This window comes from Bacillus sp. EB106-04-04-XG123, assembly GCF_058791855.1.
The window spans coordinates 658788-675920 of record NZ_JBYTDZ010000001.1 but is presented as its reverse complement, the minus strand read 5'-3'; the positions used below and the strand labels follow the sequence as shown (position 1 = coordinate 675920).

At 39.6% G+C, this 17133-nt stretch carries 17 protein-coding genes; 13 read left to right on the top strand and 4 right to left on the bottom strand.

The genetic code is table 11. The features are described from left to right. Nucleotides 1-142: 142 nt before the first annotated feature. Nucleotides 143-667, top strand: coding sequence for a DinB family protein (locus tag AC3WTB_RS03465; protein ID WP_410560301.1), 525 nt, complete (start codon nucleotides 143-145; stop codon nucleotides 665-667). A 4-nt stretch (nucleotides 668-671) separates the two neighbouring features. On the opposite strand, the gene AC3WTB_RS03460 is transcribed toward AC3WTB_RS03465, so the two are convergent. Together AC3WTB_RS03460 and AC3WTB_RS03455 are read right to left on the bottom strand one after the other, a co-directional pair. After that, complete coding sequence (locus AC3WTB_RS03460) at nucleotides 672-1235, bottom strand: GNAT family N-acetyltransferase (RefSeq protein WP_047202760.1); 564 nt, start codon at nucleotides 1233-1235, stop codon at nucleotides 672-674. Nucleotides 1236-1250: 15 nt separating this feature from the next. Next, nucleotides 1251-2141 (bottom strand): LysR family transcriptional regulator, encoded by an 891-nt coding sequence (locus AC3WTB_RS03455; RefSeq protein WP_492333310.1) that lies wholly within the window; start codon nucleotides 2139-2141, stop codon nucleotides 1251-1253. A 121-nt stretch (nucleotides 2142-2262) separates the two neighbouring features. Here AC3WTB_RS03455 and AC3WTB_RS03450 point away from each other — a divergent pair, with 121 nt between their 5' ends. Continuing rightward, on the top strand, nucleotides 2263-3420 hold the full coding sequence (locus AC3WTB_RS03450; protein WP_492333309.1) for an MFS transporter: 1158 nt from the start codon (nucleotides 2263-2265) through the stop codon (nucleotides 3418-3420). A gap of 110 nt (nucleotides 3421-3530) precedes the next feature. Here AC3WTB_RS03450 and lpdA read toward each other — a convergent pair whose 3' ends face one another. Further along, a complete protein-coding gene (gene lpdA / locus AC3WTB_RS03445; RefSeq protein WP_492333308.1) occupies nucleotides 3531-4925 on the bottom strand; it encodes a dihydrolipoyl dehydrogenase in 1395 nt (464 codons plus the stop codon). A gap of 164 nt (nucleotides 4926-5089) precedes the next feature. Between lpdA and AC3WTB_RS03440 the strand changes: the two genes are divergently transcribed. The 4 genes from AC3WTB_RS03440 to AC3WTB_RS03425 all read left to right on the top strand — a co-directional run bounded on the left by AC3WTB_RS03440 (nucleotide 5090) and on the right by AC3WTB_RS03425 (nucleotide 8203). Beyond that, complete coding sequence (locus AC3WTB_RS03440; protein ID WP_047202756.1) at nucleotides 5090-5659, top strand: TetR/AcrR family transcriptional regulator; 570 nt, start codon at nucleotides 5090-5092, stop codon at nucleotides 5657-5659. A gap of 31 nt (nucleotides 5660-5690) precedes the next feature. Next, nucleotides 5691-6110, top strand: coding sequence for a GNAT family N-acetyltransferase (locus AC3WTB_RS03435; RefSeq protein WP_410560308.1), 420 nt, complete (start codon nucleotides 5691-5693; stop codon nucleotides 6108-6110). Nucleotides 6111-6251: 141 nt separating this feature from the next. Then, nucleotides 6252-7385: a response regulator aspartate phosphatase gene (locus tag AC3WTB_RS03430; protein ID WP_338594635.1), complete on the top strand. Its 1134-nt coding sequence runs from the start codon at nucleotides 6252-6254 to the stop codon at nucleotides 7383-7385. Nucleotides 7386-7753: 368 nt separating this feature from the next. Further along, entirely contained in the window at nucleotides 7754-8203 is a 450-nt protein-coding gene (locus AC3WTB_RS03425; RefSeq protein WP_492333307.1) for a GyrI-like domain-containing protein, read from the top strand. 46 nt (nucleotides 8204-8249) lie between these two features. Here AC3WTB_RS03425 and AC3WTB_RS03420 read toward each other — a convergent pair whose 3' ends face one another. Further along, nucleotides 8250-8606, bottom strand: coding sequence for a YunG family protein (locus tag AC3WTB_RS03420; RefSeq protein ID WP_492333306.1), 357 nt, complete (start codon nucleotides 8604-8606; stop codon nucleotides 8250-8252). Between the two features lie 143 nt (nucleotides 8607-8749). Between AC3WTB_RS03420 and AC3WTB_RS03415 the strand changes: the two genes are divergently transcribed. From AC3WTB_RS03415 to hag (AC3WTB_RS03385), 7 genes are all read left to right on the top strand, one after another. Then, complete coding sequence (locus AC3WTB_RS03415) at nucleotides 8750-9361, top strand: hypothetical protein (protein WP_492333305.1); 612 nt, start codon at nucleotides 8750-8752, stop codon at nucleotides 9359-9361. Between the two features lie 181 nt (nucleotides 9362-9542). Then, nucleotides 9543-10724, top strand: coding sequence for an alanine racemase (gene alr / locus AC3WTB_RS03410; RefSeq protein ID WP_492333304.1), 1182 nt, complete (start codon nucleotides 9543-9545; stop codon nucleotides 10722-10724). 117 nt (nucleotides 10725-10841) lie between these two features. Further along, nucleotides 10842-12389 (top strand): Kelch repeat-containing protein, encoded by a 1548-nt coding sequence (locus AC3WTB_RS03405; RefSeq protein ID WP_492333303.1) that lies wholly within the window; start codon nucleotides 10842-10844, stop codon nucleotides 12387-12389. A gap of 230 nt (nucleotides 12390-12619) precedes the next feature. Continuing rightward, nucleotides 12620-13519, top strand: coding sequence for a flagellin Hag (hag, locus tag AC3WTB_RS03400; RefSeq protein ID WP_064498329.1), 900 nt, complete (start codon nucleotides 12620-12622; stop codon nucleotides 13517-13519). Nucleotides 13520-13793: 274 nt separating this feature from the next. Further along, nucleotides 13794-14714, top strand: a complete 921-nt coding sequence (hag, locus tag AC3WTB_RS03395; protein WP_008346310.1) for a flagellin Hag — start codon at nucleotides 13794-13796, stop codon at nucleotides 14712-14714. A 338-nt stretch (nucleotides 14715-15052) separates the two neighbouring features. Next, on the top strand, nucleotides 15053-15925 hold the full coding sequence (hag, locus tag AC3WTB_RS03390) for a flagellin Hag (protein WP_064498330.1): 873 nt from the start codon (nucleotides 15053-15055) through the stop codon (nucleotides 15923-15925). A 285-nt stretch (nucleotides 15926-16210) separates the two neighbouring features. Continuing rightward, nucleotides 16211-17110: a flagellin Hag gene (hag, locus tag AC3WTB_RS03385; RefSeq protein WP_034623420.1), complete on the top strand. Its 900-nt coding sequence runs from the start codon at nucleotides 16211-16213 to the stop codon at nucleotides 17108-17110. Nucleotides 17111-17133 lie beyond the last annotated feature (23 nt).

Sequence of the window (17133 nt, the reverse complement as noted above, 5' to 3'; positions counted from 1 at the left end):
AAGAAAGCATGGTGATCGTTATAGAAAAGTTCTATTTGTATATAGAAGGTTGATCAAAAACGCCTTTATCTGTCTTGAAGTATGAGTTACAATCTATCCAAAATCCATTAAAATAAAGAAAAACTGATAAAGGAGCAACCACATGAATTTTAATTTAAATGAAGCTTTGGATATGTTGAGTCGAACTCCTCACACGTTAGAAAGTCTTTTGTCGGGTTTATCGAAGGATTGGCTTCACAGCCGTGAAGGGGAGGGGACGTGGAATCCAGTTGAAGTCATTGAACATTTGATTGAAGCAGAGAAATTCAACTGGATTACTCGATTAAATGTGATTCTTGCTGATGGAGAGAATACGCCATTTCCTGCGTTTGACCGCTACTCTCATTTGAACCAATCTGAAAGACAGATAGAACAAGCATTATCTGAGTTTCATCATGTGCGGATGGAGAATGTGGCATACATTCAGCGTATGACACATTCAGGCCTTGATTTAGAAAAAAAGGGCGTTCACCCGGAGTTTGGAGTCGTGAAAGTGAGCGAATTACTTTCTGCGTGGGTTGTCCATGACTTCACACATATGTCCCAGATTGTTCGGGTCATGGCGGAACGATATCGAACCGATGTGGGCCCATGGAGCGCTTATTTAGGGATTTTAAATAGGAAATAAATGTTTAATGATGCTTGGCGGCCCACTCAGATTGAAGCATGGCATATTGATATTCATCGACCCAATGTCCCTTTGACATATAATTTTGCAGCAAATGTCCTTCGCGTCTCATTTCTAAACGTTCCAGCACTCGAATGGATTTTTCGTTGCGCACATCTGTAAAGGCAATGATTTTATGTTTGTTTAGTGTCATAAAAATATATTCGAAAATTGCACTCAGAGCTTCATGAATATAGCCCATTCCTTGGTATTCAGGCGCGAGTGTAAAACCTATTTCGACAATTCTCGGCTCACTGTCAAGTGTATGAATGGCGCAATCTCCTATCAGCTGATTGGATTCAGATAAGGCAATAGCGTATTGAAACCACGTCCCCGGTTGATTAGGTTTTTGTGTCATTTGATGTTGAACAAATGATTCAGCATCTTCGTACGTGTAATTTTCCCAGGATTGAAATTTTGCAATAGAGGGATTTGCTCGGTATTGATAAAATGCTTCAATATCCTGCCTGTCAAATTGGCGAATAACAACCCGGTTTGTTCTTGTGAATATGCTGTTTGCATTCTTCATGTGTTAACCTCACTTTTAGTTTGTTCTTGATTTGAAAAAGTCTATCAGCCATTCAGATAGCTGCTGTTGTGCTTTGCTGACAAATCGATCTGCATAATAAATTAATTCCAAGTGTCGGACAGGTGCTGGCTCAGCAATAGGAATCGAAACAATATTGGACCACGTCGAATGTTGTTTTAGTAATCCTCTTGGCTGAATGGTTGCACCGATCCCGGCTTCAACTAGCTGCAATAGCGAAAATGCGGATCCAACCTCCATGGCAGTGTCTAGTTCAACACCCTGTTCTTTACATACGTCATCTACTAAATCCCTTCCTAGATATCCCTTCGGATACATGACCAACGCATGCTGAGTCAGCTCTTCTAATGTTACTTCACTCTTCTTAGCTAAATCACTTTCTGAATGAACAAATAATTCGTAAGGCTCACTTCCAAGTGGAATTTGAACGAGCCGCTTATCCACAGGCCCTCGCAGCCCGATGCCGAGATCCACTTTATGCGAAAGGACTTCTTCACGCACGAAGATATTTGAATATGCCTTCAGATTGGTTTCGGGGTAAAGAGTTTTAAATTCTACAAAAAGTGGCACCAGCTGAAAATCAAGATCGGATGGGAGTACTGCGAGACGAACGGTTCCTCGTTTTTCTGATAATAGTTCTTTCATCGCATTTTTTGCATCTCTTTCAGCTTGAAGCATTTTCATGCCATATTGATAAAGCAGCGAACCGGCTTCGGTAGCCACGACTTTTTTGCCGATTCGATCAAAGAGCGGCATTCCAACTTCTGCTTCAAGCAGTCGAATTTGCTGGCTAAGTGTCGGCTGTGATATGCCTAGCTCCTCAGCAGCCTTTGTAAAATGCAAATGATGATATACAGCCATAAAATAGGTAATATGCCGGGTATCCATTTGTCCTCCTTTCATAAATGATAGCCTTTTCCTATCATCATAATACGATTTATTGTATTGATCAATGGATGCAGCAGTTTTATACTCAAAGTAACCTTAACGAGATGAAAGAAGGGTATTGATGAAAAAAATATATTATTTAGCCGCTTTATTTTTAGCGGCATTAAACTTACGTCCCATCATTACGTCCGTGGCTTCCATGATGAGCATGATTCAATCAGAGATTGGTGTAAACGCACTGACAGCAAGTCTTTTGACCACTTTGCCTGTCCTTTGTATGGGGGTATTTGCTCCTGTTGCGACGATACTCAGCCGGCGGTTTGGTTTAGAAAGAACGCTGTTTTTCTCAATTCTTCTTATCACGATTGCCACCGCACTGCGTGGTACAAGCCAATCGGTTGCTATCCTGCTCATGACTGCGTTTGCAGGAGGTGTAGGGATTAGCTTCGCGGGTCCTTTATTGTCCAGTTTTATTAAAAAATATTTCCCGAGAAATCCTGGTATCGTCAGTGTGTATTCAATTTCGATGACGATAGGTGCAGCGCTCGCATCCGGCTTCACCATTCCGATTTATCTACGCAGTCAGCATCACCTTACGTTAGCTTTGTCCTGCTGGGCGATTCTAGGGGTGATTGCACTTATTCTATGGGTCGGTTTAGTTCGCAAAAATGAGCGGAGTGATCATGTAACTTTGCCGTTAAAATTGCCGTTGAGAAACAAAAAGGCCATTCAATTCACCTTGTTCTTTGGCTTTATGTCCAGTATGTTTTATTCTTTGACGGCATGGATTTCACCGATTGCTCTTAGCTTTGGAAACAGTCCGCAATATGCTGCCATGCTGTTGACCATATTTACACTTATTCAGATTCCGGTGGCACTACTTGTTCCAGCGGTCGTTACTCGATTAGGAAAACCGAAATTATTTCTCATCTTATGCAGTCTGTCTGAACTCATTGGCCTTATCTTTCTTCTTCTGCCAATGCCGATCTTGCCAGCCGTCATTTTCCTAGGGATGGGTGCAGGTGGATTATTTCCTTTAGCGCTTATGCTCCCGATTATGGAGACGAATACTCCGGAGGAAGCAGGAACATGGTCAGCGATGTCGCAGATGGGCGGGTACATCGTGGGTGGATTCGGTCCGTTTTTCATTGGCTTGGTTTTCGATCTAAGCGGACATTTTTATGCTTCCATTGTGGCAATGCTTGTGATCGTCATGCTGATGATTGGCGTTCAGTTATCCATGAATCTTGGTAAAAAGCGCGAAGTGGGATCCAATTAAAGATCAATTGATCGGCTCTTTTATATCATTGCACAATGGAAATCGCAATAGCCTATTCCTAAATAAATAGGCTATTGCGGTTATTTTTTTAGAAGCTGCACGTGAACGAATTATCTTGCAAGATATTTTTCAACTTTACGGGTGGCCGTTTCTGCAGCTTCCATGATCATTTCACCTAATGTTGGGTGAGGGTGAATCGTCATTGCTAAATCTTCTGCTGTAGCGCCAATTTCAATAGAGAGAGCTAGTTCTGATATAAGAGTAGATGCTTCAGCACCTACGATTTGTGCCCCTAGAATAAGACCAGATTCAGCATGGGCTACAATCTTCACAAAACCTTCTGGTTCTTTTAATGCAAGCGCTCGGCCATTAATGGAGAACATTGCTTTCCCAATGACAGTCGGAATGGATTGTTGCTTGCAATCCGTTTCGCTTAGTCCAACACTCGCCAATTCTGGGCTGGAAAAAACAACAAGTGGGATCGCTTTATAATCTATAATTGAAGGTTTACCAGCGATTGCTTCTGCTGCAACTTTTGCTTCATAGGAAGCTTTATGAGCCAAAGCAGGCCCCTCTGTGATATCACCAATCGCATATATGTGCGGGATGGATGTTCTGCATTGTTCATCAATTTCAATTCGTCCGTGAGAAGGAATAGATAACCCGATAGAATCAAGACCTAATGTTCCATCTGTATTCGGTTTTCTTCCGACAGTAATCAGTGCATATTCCGCTTTCACCGTGTAGCTTTCTTTCTGTTTCTCATAATGAAGGTCAATTCCGCTCATATGCTGCTCGGCATCTGTGACGTTTGCTCCTGTAATCAGCGTGATTTTATCTTCTTTCAATTGACGAACGACAGGCGAGACAAGCTCACTTTCAAAGCCAGGCAATACTTGATTGCCGCCTTCCAAGATGGTGACTTTTGTTCCAAACCTAGCAAACATCTGTCCTAATTCAACCCCAATATAACCACCCCCAACTACGACAAGGCTTTTAGGGATCTCGGGAAGGGATAGTGCTTCAGTGGAAGACAAAATACGATCGCCGAAAGGGAGTGATTTAATTTCAATTGGACGGGAGCCGGTTGCTAGTATAAGGTGTTTGAAGTTGATTTGCTTTTCACCTTTTTCTGCATGTTGAATGACCGCTGTATGCTGATCGATCAAGCTTGCATCGCCTTCCAGTATGGTAACTCCCGCTGACTTTAATAAAAATTGTACGCCTCCCGCTTGTTTGTCCACAACCGCTTTTTTGAACGCTTGAGCTTCCTTGAAAGAGCCGCCTTCTTGAAAACCACCCCATTGTGTGCGGAGCTTGAACCGCTCTGCTTCTGCTATTAGCGCCTTAGAAGGGATACAGCCTACATGGGTGCATACTCCACCTAACTGATCACGCTCTACAATCGCTGTCTTCATGCCGAGATGAGCTGAACGTAATGCCGCCACATAGCCTCCCGGACCTGATCCAATTACTAATGTATCTACTGTGTCTAAATGAATCATTTCTTGCACCTCCAACTTCAAAATATGATGATCATAATATATTATAGTCATCATATTTTACTGAAGTCAATCCCATCTGAGTGTGGAAAGATGGATTTCAGTCAATTGACACAAGATAATATGATGAATATAATATTTTGATAAGAAGGAGGTTAGGTAGAGGGATGCCTTATCCAAAAGGTCATAAGTCAAAAGTGAGAGAGCAGATCATTGCAAGTGCTGCACGAGCATTTCGAACAAATGGTGTTCGTAATATCAGTTTGCCATTCATTATGAAAGGAGCAGGCCTAACTCATGGAGGGTTTTATGCTCACTTTAAGAACAAGGATCAGTTGGTGATAGAGACTTTTCATTTTGCTATTACTGATACGATTAAGCTGCTGCAAAGTGTTGCAGACAAGAAAGCAGACCAGCCTCGAATTCAGACGATCATTGAATTCTATTTAAGTTCGGTTCACCGTGATCAGACGGAGGTCGGCTGTATACTGCCTGCGCTGGCAGGAGAAATTGCTCAATTATCGCAAGAGGTACGGAATGCTTATACCGATGAATTGAAACGATTTATGGAGTTTATAGCTGATGCTGGAAACATAGATCTCTCTACAAGTTACGCACTAGTAAGCAGCATGATTGGTACAATTGCTCTTGCACGTGCTGTCAATGATTCGCAGTTCAGTGATCAATTGTTACTGGCAGGCATAATACAGGCAAAACGCGTTCTAGAGGCGAATTAACATTCAAATAAAAAACATAGGGGATGTTGCGATGTTGATTAGAGAAGCAAGCATAGAAGATTATCCAGAATTAAGACAAATCTATTTAGAATCCCGGCGCCAAAGCTTTCACTGGCTCAATCCAGAAGAACTCAATCTGCAAGATTTTGATCAAGATACGCAGGAAGAGCAAATTTTCTTAGCTGAGGAGAACAATAAAATCCTCGGATTCATTTCTCTATATGTACCCGATCGATTTATTCACCTCTTGTTTGTACATCCAGAAGCTGCGGGCCAGGGGGCTGGAGATCTGCTGCTCAAACAAGCGATCAACGTTTTGGGAACACCGGTCACCCTCAAATGTGTCTCCGAAAATCACAAAGCTTTATCTTTTTATCAAAAAAGAGGCTGGAAGGCTGTTATAGAAGAAGGAGAACCTGGGGCAGAGTACTGGGTGCTTATTTATGAATAGAAGTCTTTTTATCTTATCATTCGCATGATCATTCGCATGGCCCTTTATAGGGCTTTTTTGCGGTTTCTTTTCGGTGTCGAATGGTTCATAAAATGATAATATATGTCATTATAGGGAAAATAGAGGAAGGGGTAAGGGCTGATGGAGAAAGTGCTTTCTTCTCACGTCGGTTTGAAAATCAATGAATGGTATTATCATATTCAAAGATTTAACGTACCGGACGCCGAAGCATATAAAGAGGAAATCAAATCAATGCTTGATCGTATGGAAGAAAATCAAGATTTATTATTGTATTTCTCACTCATGGAGTTCAGACATAAATTAATGCTTGATTACTTGAATCCTTTAGAAAATGGGAAAGAGCGGGCCAACTTCAAGGAACTCGCAATGAAGATCAAAAGGGACCAAGAGAAATTAACAGGATTGCTCGAGTATTACTTCAATTTTTTCTACGGCATGTATGAATTTGAAAACTATGAATACCTAAATGCGATTACCTTCTATAAACGGGCAGAAAAAAAGCTGTCTCTTGTCAGTGACGATATTGAACGGGCCGAGTTCAATTACAAGATGGCTGAAATCTATTACCACATGAAACAAACCCACATGTCCATGCACCATATCGCACAGGCGATAGAATGTTATCGAGAAAAAGATACATACACAGTAAGAGAAATACAATGTTCTTTTGTGATTGGACTAAACTACATAGATATGGGCTGCCCCGAAAAAGCAATACCCCATTTTCAACACGCACTAGAAAAAGCCGCCGACAACTCAACAAAACGATTAAAAGGATCAGCACTCTACAATTTAGGGTTGAGTTATTTTCATCATAACGACCTTTCAATGGCAATTAAATATTTTAATGAATCTATTCATTCGTTTAAAGAACAAGGTTATGAGCATTTAAACAAAATTCTTGATCCGCTGGTCATGTTGACAAAATCATACTTTAAAAATGATCAGAGTGATTTAGGTTTATATGCATTAAACTATGGATTTGAATTAGCTGAAAAATTAAAGGATGATATTTTTATAAATACATTCATTATGTTGAAATCACTATATATAGATAACAATGTGAATCGTATAACAGAGTCAATGGCTTATTTGGAATCAAAGTCTTTTTTTGCAAATCTTGAAGATTTAGCGAAAGATGCAGCGAAGCATTATAATAAAGCAGGAGATATAGAACGCTCAAACGAATTTTACGAGAAGATTCTATATTTCCAACACCAAATTAAAAGGGGAGACTGTCTTTATGAAATTTAAGTCAGTAGCAACCGTATTTATAATTGTCAGTGTGTTAGGTGCTTTTAGCTATGTTTCGTCTAACGATATCCATAATGAAGCCCAAAGAGGACATACATCTAGTATCGGTTATTTTGCTTAAACTAAAAAAAGCCTTTTAAATGGCTTTTTTAGTTTCAATGTGCTAAGCCTTCAAAAAAATGAATAGTAATAGAAAGAGAGCGGCCTTTGTCCGTTCTTTTTTTAAAAGATTCAAATCTTGAAAAATATGTATTTTCCATCATACATTACATTATTTTTAATATCCTACTGCATTCTATTTTAAAGGATGTTACCGTTGTTTGTAAGGAATGATTGGCCAGTCTTCCAATACGAGTTGGAGGGAAATCATGAATTACAAAATTGAAATGTTAACGAATATGAAAATGGTGTATATGAGAAATATAGGATCATATGGCAGCAAAGAGAATTTTGAGATGATGAAGAGATTTAAGAAATGGATCAAGCAACATCAATTAAATGATGAATTAAAGGAATATGGTATATATGGTGTTCCTCAAGATGATCCTGGAAAAATTCCATCAGAAAAATGCAGATATGACCTCATGCTTATGACAAAAAGAGATTTCACAAATGATCAAATGGTTCAGACTGGTCATTTTGAAGGGGGAAAGTATGCTGTGTTTACAGTGACACATACAACCGAAAAAGTGAATTTGTTTTGGAAACAATTTCCCCAAATGATCCAACACAATCAATTGAACATGCGTCAGGCACCTATTATGGAGAGATATAGAGAAGAAGAAGGCGTGTGTGAGTTCTTACTACCTATCTTTTAAACACTTTATCAAACTTCAATGAAAACAGACCTCTTATGGTCTGTTTTCATGAATATGATATGTTTAAATATTCTACGACTCTTTCTTTTAAATATCGATATTGATCCTCATTCGTATCCTTAAATGCTTCTTCTCGATTCGAAAGTACATCCATATAAACGATTTCCTCAGAGAATTGTGAAGAAGTAAAGTCGATTCTTGTTCCATTCACTATGTTATAAAAGTGCCATCCGTTGGGTAACGCGGTCTTGTTTATTTTCCCGCCTAAAAGATCATGGACGACTAAAGAAGTGACGCCACATTGTCCGTTGGCTGGGTTGTCTTTACTCCACTTTGAACTAGAGTGAGAGGACCAGGCTTTATAAAGAGCATCAATGATTCTGTCTGTCGTGTAGAGGTTCATCATAAAAATCCTTTCTATTTAAAGAGTGAAATGAATGTAGTATCTGTTTAGTCTATAGTAGGTTTTTTCTCGATCAAAATCCAGATGCTATACTATGGCTAAACCAATATAACAATGAAGATTCATGACAGGAGGAGCTCGGTGTGGTATTCATCATAGGTATTGTAATCGCTTATATTGTTGCTATTTTAGGCTTTACTGTTTTCGTAGATGTAGGGAATGGGTTGGGGACGGCTCTCAGCATCATCGGGGGAATGGTCATTTTATTCATAGCTGGTAGATTACAAAGACAAAAAGAAAAGAATGAGCCAAACATATTATTAGATAAAATGATGATGCTTTTTCAAGAAGACGGTTTTCAGGCATCAACATACATCTTTTCACAAAATGTGGATAAAGGTTTTGCGATTGATGATGTGCGAAAGGTCATGCGCTTTATTACACATCAACCTGGCGGCTCATCTCGAAAATTCAGGTTTGATGTTACTGAGCTTTCCACGAAAGAGTTGAAACAAGTTGACATGTTAGAAGATGGTGTGCCGATTGAACAATCTGTTGAGAGTGATAATAATGAAGAGATCTCGACACTTGAATTGAGATTAACTATGAATGATCAGGAATCATCAACGATCACGCTCACCTTTCTAAAATTTGATGTGCCTGTTCGTAAGAGCACTGCCGAATATTTGACTGAACGAGAAAATCTGGCGGAGATTTATCATGAAATTGATTCAATGATGAAATCTGAGGATTAATGAAATGACTGTTCATAAAGAAGAAATCACAGTTTGAGGTGGTTTCTTTTTTTATGTCAATCAAGTCAAAGCTGGTCCAGTCATTGCGGTTGAATGTTTTTCTCAAAAATGAATAAAGATAGACTAGATAAGAAACGCACATTGATATTGAAATGACTCATGTGATGAGGAGGAAATATATATGCAAAAGCTTTGCAGGGAAGTCTGGATCGAGGTCAATCTTGACGCGATTAAAAGAAATATCGAAGCCATTCAAGCGCATATTCCAAAGAAAAGTAAGATCATGGCTGTCGTGAAGGCGAATGCATATGGGCACGGTTCCGTGGAGGTTGCGCGGCAGGCATTAGAAAGCGGTGCGACAGAGCTTGCAGTTGCCAGCTTGGAAGAAGGCATTGTATTGCGGAGAGCAAAAATTGAATCACCGATTCTCGTCCTTGGATTTACCCCGCTCGACTGTGTGAAAAGAGCTGCAACCTGGAGAATTGACCTCTCCGGCCTTCGTGAAGACTGGATTGTTCAAGCAAATGAGATTTTAGCGGAAGAAGAAAGTCTGCCCCGGCTTGGGATTCATGTCAATGTCGATACTGGGATGGGACGATTAGGTGTACGGACAAAGGAAGAGCTGTTAGAGGTGGTGAGGGCGCTTGAAGAGAGTGAAAACCTGAGATGGGATGGAATATTTACGCATTTTTCCACTGCGGATGAGCCTGACCCTGATTTCACACTGCTTCAGCACAGCATTTTTATTGATTTTCTTCGTTTCTTAAAAAAACAAGGCATTACATTGCCCACGGTACATATGAACAATACAGCAGCTGCCATCGCATTTCCTGAATTTAGTGCAGATATGATTCGGCTCGGCATCGGGCTATATGGACTGTACCCCTCGCAATACATTGAGAGTTTAGACGCTGTTAAGCTAGAGCCCGCTCTCAGTTTAAAAGCAAGGATTGCGTTCGTGAAGGAAATGGTGACAAAGCCAAGGACCGTCAGCTATGGGGCAACCTATGTAGCAAAACCTGATGAAGTTATAGCAACCATACCAATCGGTTATGCAGATGGGTATTCACGTGCTTTATCCAATAGAGGATTTATGCTTTTCCGCGGAAAACGAATGCCGATTGCTGGCCGAGTCACAATGGATATGACCATGATCAGTTTAGGAGAAATGAAAGCAAAAGAAGGCGAGGAAGTCGTTATTTACGGCCGTCAAAAGGACGGAGAAATTTCTGTCGACGAAGTCGCGGAAATGCTCAATACGATCAACTACGAGGTTGTCGCCACCTTAAGCCGCCGCGTTCCTAGATTTTATCGTCGAGGCGGGAAGATTATTAAAATATCAACGCCGGTGATGTATGTGTGAGGGTAAATAACAGTGCAATTTGAGGATATTTGTTCTGGCGTACAATGATAAAAATTAAATTTTATTACAAATATGTCGATAAAAGGAGGGATATTTAAGATATGGAGGAAAGAAACGATGAAAAAAAGTTTATGTTTAGTGCTTTTGACTATTTTTATGATGGTCACAATTCATCCGTTAAAAGCTCATGCAGCTGAGACAAATGGGTGGACGAAGCGAGCGGATTTACCGGAAGAGAGACTTCATTCTAGTTCCGCAGTAGTAGATGGGAAGATTTTTGTTTTTGGGGGAAGTAGTGAAAAGGCATATAGTAATAAAAATACCTACATGTACGATCCTCACAAAGATGAGTGGAGCTCAAAAGCTGACATGCCTAGAGAAAGAACAGATAGTACGGCAGTGGCGATAGGTAAAAAAGTATTTGTCATTGGAGGAGCATATCAAGATAGCACAAATACGATTGATATTTATGATGCAGAATTAGATACATGGGCAGAAACACCGATTAATATACCATACTATGCTGTGACAAAAGGTGACATAAGTGCAAGTGTTGTAAATGATAAGATTTATATTCTTGCAACGAATAAAAGTCCTTATCAAGAACATAATTTTTATAGTTATGATACAAAAACAGATAAATGGCAACAATTAAAAATGTTTCCTCAGCAATTTACTGGTATGTCCATGTCAGAAGTCGTTGACAACAAAATTTATGCTACAGGTGGAGAAAGAACAGTTAGTAATCACAAAAATTCCCAAGTATATGAATACAACATTGAAACAAATCAATGGGTACAAACAAAATCACAGTTAAAGTTTTATCAACTAGGGGCTGCATTTACAACATATCAGGGAAAATTGTTCATGGCTGGAGGTCAGTATGATGACAAAGACAGTACATTATCACCATACACACAGTTTTATGATGCTAAAACGAATTCTGTGAAACGAAGCTCGATTAAATTACCTGAAGCTAGAGTAGGTTCAAGTGCTGTAACGATTGAGGATACCATATATATCATAGGTGGACGAAATTTCATGCAAAATTATTATTCAAAATCGATTAAAAGTGATTACAAATCAGTGATTTCTATCTCACTAAAAGATTTGCAAATTGCTGAAGGTGAAACAAAGCCAGATGATGGCACAACCGAAGAACCAAAAGATCAGGACGGAACAAAACCAAGTGACGGCACAACCGAAGAACCAAAAGATCAAGACGGAACAAAGCCGGGTGACGGCACAACCGAAGAACCAAAAGATCAAGACGGAACAAAGCCGGGTGACGGCACAACCGAAGAACCGAAAGATCAAGACGGGACAAAGCCGGGTGATGGCACAACTGAAGAACCGAAAGATCAAGACGGGACAAAGCCGGGTGATGGCACAACCGAAGAACCGAAAGATCAAGACGGGACAAAACCTGGTGAAGAATCAACAAAAGGTATACTTTCAATTACCATGATAAACGGGCTGCAAAAGGATTATTTGCTTTCAATGAAAGAAATCAACGATTTTCTAAACTGGTATAAAGAGAGAAGTTTTGGAATTGGCATGAACTTCTATGAAATCAATGACGAACACAATAAAGGTCCTTTCACAAGTAAGAAGGATTACGTTGTGTACCAAAATATCTTAATGTTTGATATCAAGCAATACTGAAATTCATAAATGATAAAGCTGCTGATAAGAGATCAGCAGCTTTTATTTTTATAAAATTGTTGAAATTAGGATTAACGTCATGAAAATATGTGATATCTTTTAAAAAATCTGCTAAACATCCTATAACCACATCCGATAATAGAATTGTCAGGGTTGATAAGCCCTAGAATAAAGGACTTTTTTCAGACAAGGACGTCTGTCAGGTCCCACATACATGGAGGTAATAGAAAATGAGAATTAACCACAATATCGCAGCACTTAACACATTAAACCGTTTGTCTGCAAATAACGGTGCAAGCCAAAAGAACATGGAGAAACTTTCTTCTGGTCTTAAAATCAACCGTGCAGGAGATGACGCAGCAGGTCTAGCGATCTCTGAAAAAATGCGTGGTCAAATCCGCGGTTTAGAAATGGCTTCTAAAAACGCGCAGGACGGTATCTCTCTTATCCAAACAGCTGAAGGCGCATTGACTGAAACTCACTCAATCCTTCAACGTGTACGTGAGCTTGTAGTTCAAGCTGGAAATACTGGTACACAAGATGGAACTGACCTTGGTGCAATTCAAGAAGAAATTAATAACCTAGTTCAAGAAATTGGTAACGGCACTGATAAAAATGGTATCTCTGATCGTACTGAGTTCAACGGTAAAAAATTGTTGAATGGTGATTTTGCTAATGGTACAGCTACTTTAACATTCCAAATCGGTGCAAATAAAGCACAAAAATTAGATGTAAATATTGAAGCAATGTCTTCTGACAAACTAGGGGCTCTTAATAATGGAACTCTTGTAGCGGGTCAAGCAGTCTCTAATATTGATGTTACACAATTCGCTGCTGCTACACCAACACTTACATTTGATCAACAACTAGACATCGTAGATGGTGCGATCAAACAAGTTTCAGACCAACGTTCTAAACTTGGTGCAGTCCAAAACCGTCTAGAGCACACAATCAACAACCTTGGTGCATCTTCTGAAAACTTAACAGCTGCTGAGTCTCGTATCCGTGACGTTGACATGGCGAAAGAAATGAGTGAGTTCACAAAGAACAACATTCTTTCTCAAGCTTCTCAAGCAATGCTTGCACAAGCGAACCAACAGCCACAAAACGTACTTCAATTACTTCGTTAATAACAGGCCCCTTTATGGGGCTTTTTTATTTTGTTCCTATTCATTTTAATACAGGCTATGTGCTCATCACTTGAACGAATAGCATAATAGAAATTTTTGTGAAACTAAATAGTGAATAAAGATATGTAAAATTGATCAATAAATATTAAAAAATGTTAAACTTCCTATGAAATAATCCGATAAAAGAATTGTCAGGGTTGTAAAGCCCTAGAATAAAGGACTTTTTTCAGACAAGGACGTCTGTCAGGTCCCATATACATGGAGGTAATAACAAATGAGAATTAACCACAATATCGCAGCACTTAACACATTAAACCGTTTATCTGCAAACAACGGTGCAAGCCAAAAGAACATGGAGAAACTTTCTTCTGGTCTTAAAATCAACCGTGCAGGAGATGACGCAGCAGGTCTTGCGATCTCTGAGAAAATGCGTGGACAAATCCGCGGATTAGAAATGGCTACTAAAAACGCACAAGACGGTATCTCTCTTATCCAAACGGCTGAGGGTGCATTGACTGAAACTCACTCAATCCTTCAACGTGTTCGTGAACTAGTGGTTCAAGCTGGAAACACGGGTACACAAGACGATACAGATCTTGGTGCAATTCAAGAGGAAATCAAGAACCTTGTCCAAGAAATTGGAAATGGTACTGATAAAAACGGTATCTCTGATCGTACAGAATTTAACGGAAAGAAATTACTTGACGGTACGTTCAGCGCAGCTGGTGCTACACCAAAATCATTAACTTTCCAAATTGGTGCAAATAAAGCACAAAAATTAGAAGTTAATATTGAAGCAATGTCTTCTACAGCACTTGGTGCGGTTGATCCCGGTACAGGTGCTCTTATTGCAGACCACGCAGTAGCTGACATCGATGTAACACAATTTGCTGATCCAGCTGCTGCTGGCGCACTTTCTTTTGATGATCAATTAGATATCGTTGATGGGGCGATCAAACAAGTATCTGACCAACGTTCTAAACTCGGTGCAGTTCAAAACCGTCTAGAGCACACAATCAACAACCTTGGTGCTTCTGGTGAAAACCTAACAGCTGCTGAGTCTCGTATCCGTGACGTTGATATGGCGAAAGAAATGAGTGAGTTCACTAAGAACAACATTCTTTCTCAAGCGTCTCAAGCAATGCTTGCACAAGCGAACCAACAGCCACAAAACGTACTTCAATTACTACGTTAATGAAAGGCCCCTTTAAGGGGCTTTTTTATGTCACTGACATTTGAAAAAAGCAAATCTTGAAAAATATCATGTGAGAGCCACTTGGTGCGCAGTTATATTTTAAATTAAAAGTAAGAAAAGAAGAACTAGTATTTTAAACGGAGCACACAATATGTCTTTTACATAGAACTAAATAATGAATTAAGGCGGATAAATTAATAAATAAATATTAAAAAAGTGTTAAACTTCCTACAAAACAATCCGATAAAATAATTGTTAGGATAGATAAATTCTAGAATCAAGGGCTTTTTTCAGATAAGGACGTCTGTCAGGTCCCACATACATGGAGGTAATAGGAAATGAGAATTAACCACAATATCGCAGCACTTAACACATTAAACCGTTTGTCTGCAAACAACGGTGCAAGCCAAAAGAACATGGAGAAACTTTCTTCTGGTCTTAAAATCAACCGTGCAGGAGATGACGCAGCAGGTCTTGCAATCTCTGAAAAAATGCGTGGACAAATCCGTGGATTAGAAATGGCTTCTAAAAACGCACAAGACGGTATCTCTCTTATCCAAACAGCTGAGGGTGCATTGACTGAAACTCATGCGATTCTTCAACGTGTTCGTGAACTAGTGGTTCAAGCTGGAAATACTGGTACACAAGATGGAACAGACCTTGGTGCAATTCAAGAAGAAATCAGTAACCTTGTCAAAGAGATTGGCGGTGGTACGGATGGAAATGGTATTTCTGATCGTACTGAATTCAACGGTAAAAAATTGTTGAATGGTGACTTTGAAACAGCTACATTAACTTTCCAAATCGGTGCAAACAAAGCGCAAAAATTAGATGTAAACATCAAAGCAATGTCTGCTGATAAACTTGGAACAGACCCTACTGATGCTACTAAAACAGTATCTGCTATTAAAGTGACTGATTTTGCAACTACTAGTTTCGATGATCAGCTTGATATCGTTGATAATGCAATTAAACAAGTTTCAGATCAACGTTCTAAATTAGGTGCGGTCCAAAACCGTCTAGAGCACACAATCAACAACCTTGGTGCTTCTGGTGAAAACTTAACAGCTGCTGAGTCTCGTATCCGTGACGTTGATATGGCGAAAGAAATGAGTGAGTTCACAAAGAACAACATTCTTTCTCAAGCGTCTCAAGCAATGCTTGCACAAGCGAACCAACAGCCACAAAACGTACTTCAATTACTACGTTAATGACAGGCCCCTTTATGGGGCTTTTTTTATGTTGTTTTCTTCGAATTACCTCCACTCTTATGATTCTTAAATCCCTCTGATAAATCATGAAAAATGACCTTTAAATTTGGCATGCTCTAGCGAAACGATCATAGTGAATGAGACTTTATTCTTATTTATCCCTTTTTTGTTAAACATATCCCAGTTAAGTTCGATAAATGGATTGTAAGGCTTACAAAAAAATTTTAATTTAGAACTTTTGGATAAGGACGTCCAATTGGTTCAAACACATGGAGGTCATTTAACATGAGAATTAACCACAATATCGCAGCACTTAACACACTAAACCGTTTGTCTGCAAACAATGGGGCAGGACAAAAGAACATGGAAAAGCTTTCTTCTGGTCTTAAAATCAACCGTGCAGGAGATGACGCAGCAGGTCTTGCAATCTCTGAAAAAATGCGTGGACAAATCCGCGGATTAGAAATGGCGACGAAAAATGCACAAGACGGTATTTCTCTTATTCAAACTGCTGAGGGAGCATTGACTGAAACTCACTCAATCCTTCAACGTGTTCGTGAACTAGTCGTTCAAGCTGGAAACACAGGTACTCAGGATGATACAGATCTAGGTGCGATTCAAGAAGAAATTGATGCGCTAGTTCAAGAAATTGGTAACGGTACAGATAAGAACGGTATTTCTGACCGTACTGAATTCAATGGAAAGAAACTTCTTGATGGTACTTTTGCTGCTGAACCAGAAGGCGGAGAAGCGAAGAAACTTACTTTCCAAATTGGAGCTAACGGTGCGCAGCAATTGTCAGTTCATATTGAAGCAATGTCTGCTGATAAACTTGGAGTTGAGGATAAAACAGTTTCTACTATTAAAGTAACTGATTTCGCCGAAATTGCAGCAGATGAAGAAGGTGGATTTAACGACCAATTAGCAATCATTGATGGAGCAATCAAACAAGTTTCTGATCAACGTTCTAAACTAGGTGCAGTCCAAAACCGTCTAGAGCACACAATCAACAACCTTGGTGCTTCTGCTGAAAACTTAACAGCTGCTGAGTCTCGTATCCGTGACGTTGACATGGCGAAAGAAATGAGTGAGTTCACAAAGAACAACATTCTTTCTCAAGCATCTCAAGCAATGTTAGCACAAGCAAACCAACAGCCACAAAACGTACTTCAATTATTACGTTAATGAAAAAGCCCCAATAAAGGGGC

Excerpts from the sequence above, each read along its gene's own strand:
- AC3WTB_RS03405 (WP_492333303.1), top strand. The coding sequence starts at position 10,842 with ATGAAAAAAAGTTTATGTTTAGTGCTTTTGACTATTTTTATGATGGTC.
- hag (WP_008346310.1), top strand. The coding sequence starts at position 13,794 with ATGAGAATTAACCACAATATCGCAGCACTTAACACATTAAACCGTTTA.
- AC3WTB_RS03450 (WP_492333309.1), top strand. The coding sequence starts at position 2,263 with ATGAAAAAAATATATTATTTAGCCGCTTTATTTTTAGCGGCATTAAAC.
- AC3WTB_RS03460 (WP_047202760.1), bottom strand. The coding sequence starts at position 1,235 with ATGAAGAATGCAAACAGCATATTCACAAGAACAAACCGGGTTGTTATT.
- AC3WTB_RS03435 (WP_410560308.1), top strand. The coding sequence starts at position 5,691 with ATGTTGATTAGAGAAGCAAGCATAGAAGATTATCCAGAATTAAGACAA.
- lpdA (WP_492333308.1), bottom strand. The coding sequence starts at position 4,925 with ATGATTCATTTAGACACAGTAGATACATTAGTAATTGGATCAGGTCCG.
- AC3WTB_RS03425 (WP_492333307.1), top strand. The coding sequence starts at position 7,754 with ATGAATTACAAAATTGAAATGTTAACGAATATGAAAATGGTGTATATG.
- alr (WP_492333304.1), top strand. The coding sequence starts at position 9,543 with ATGCAAAAGCTTTGCAGGGAAGTCTGGATCGAGGTCAATCTTGACGCG.
- AC3WTB_RS03420 (WP_492333306.1), bottom strand. The coding sequence starts at position 8,606 with ATGAACCTCTACACGACAGACAGAATCATTGATGCTCTTTATAAAGCC.
- AC3WTB_RS03440 (WP_047202756.1), top strand. The coding sequence starts at position 5,090 with ATGCCTTATCCAAAAGGTCATAAGTCAAAAGTGAGAGAGCAGATCATT.
- AC3WTB_RS03455 (WP_492333310.1), bottom strand. The coding sequence starts at position 2,141 with ATGGATACCCGGCATATTACCTATTTTATGGCTGTATATCATCATTTG.
- hag (WP_034623420.1), top strand. The coding sequence starts at position 16,211 with ATGAGAATTAACCACAATATCGCAGCACTTAACACACTAAACCGTTTG.
- AC3WTB_RS03465 (WP_410560301.1), top strand. The coding sequence starts at position 143 with ATGAATTTTAATTTAAATGAAGCTTTGGATATGTTGAGTCGAACTCCT.
- hag (WP_064498329.1), top strand. The coding sequence starts at position 12,620 with ATGAGAATTAACCACAATATCGCAGCACTTAACACATTAAACCGTTTG.
- hag (WP_064498330.1), top strand. The coding sequence starts at position 15,053 with ATGAGAATTAACCACAATATCGCAGCACTTAACACATTAAACCGTTTG.
- AC3WTB_RS03430 (WP_338594635.1), top strand. The coding sequence starts at position 6,252 with ATGGAGAAAGTGCTTTCTTCTCACGTCGGTTTGAAAATCAATGAATGG.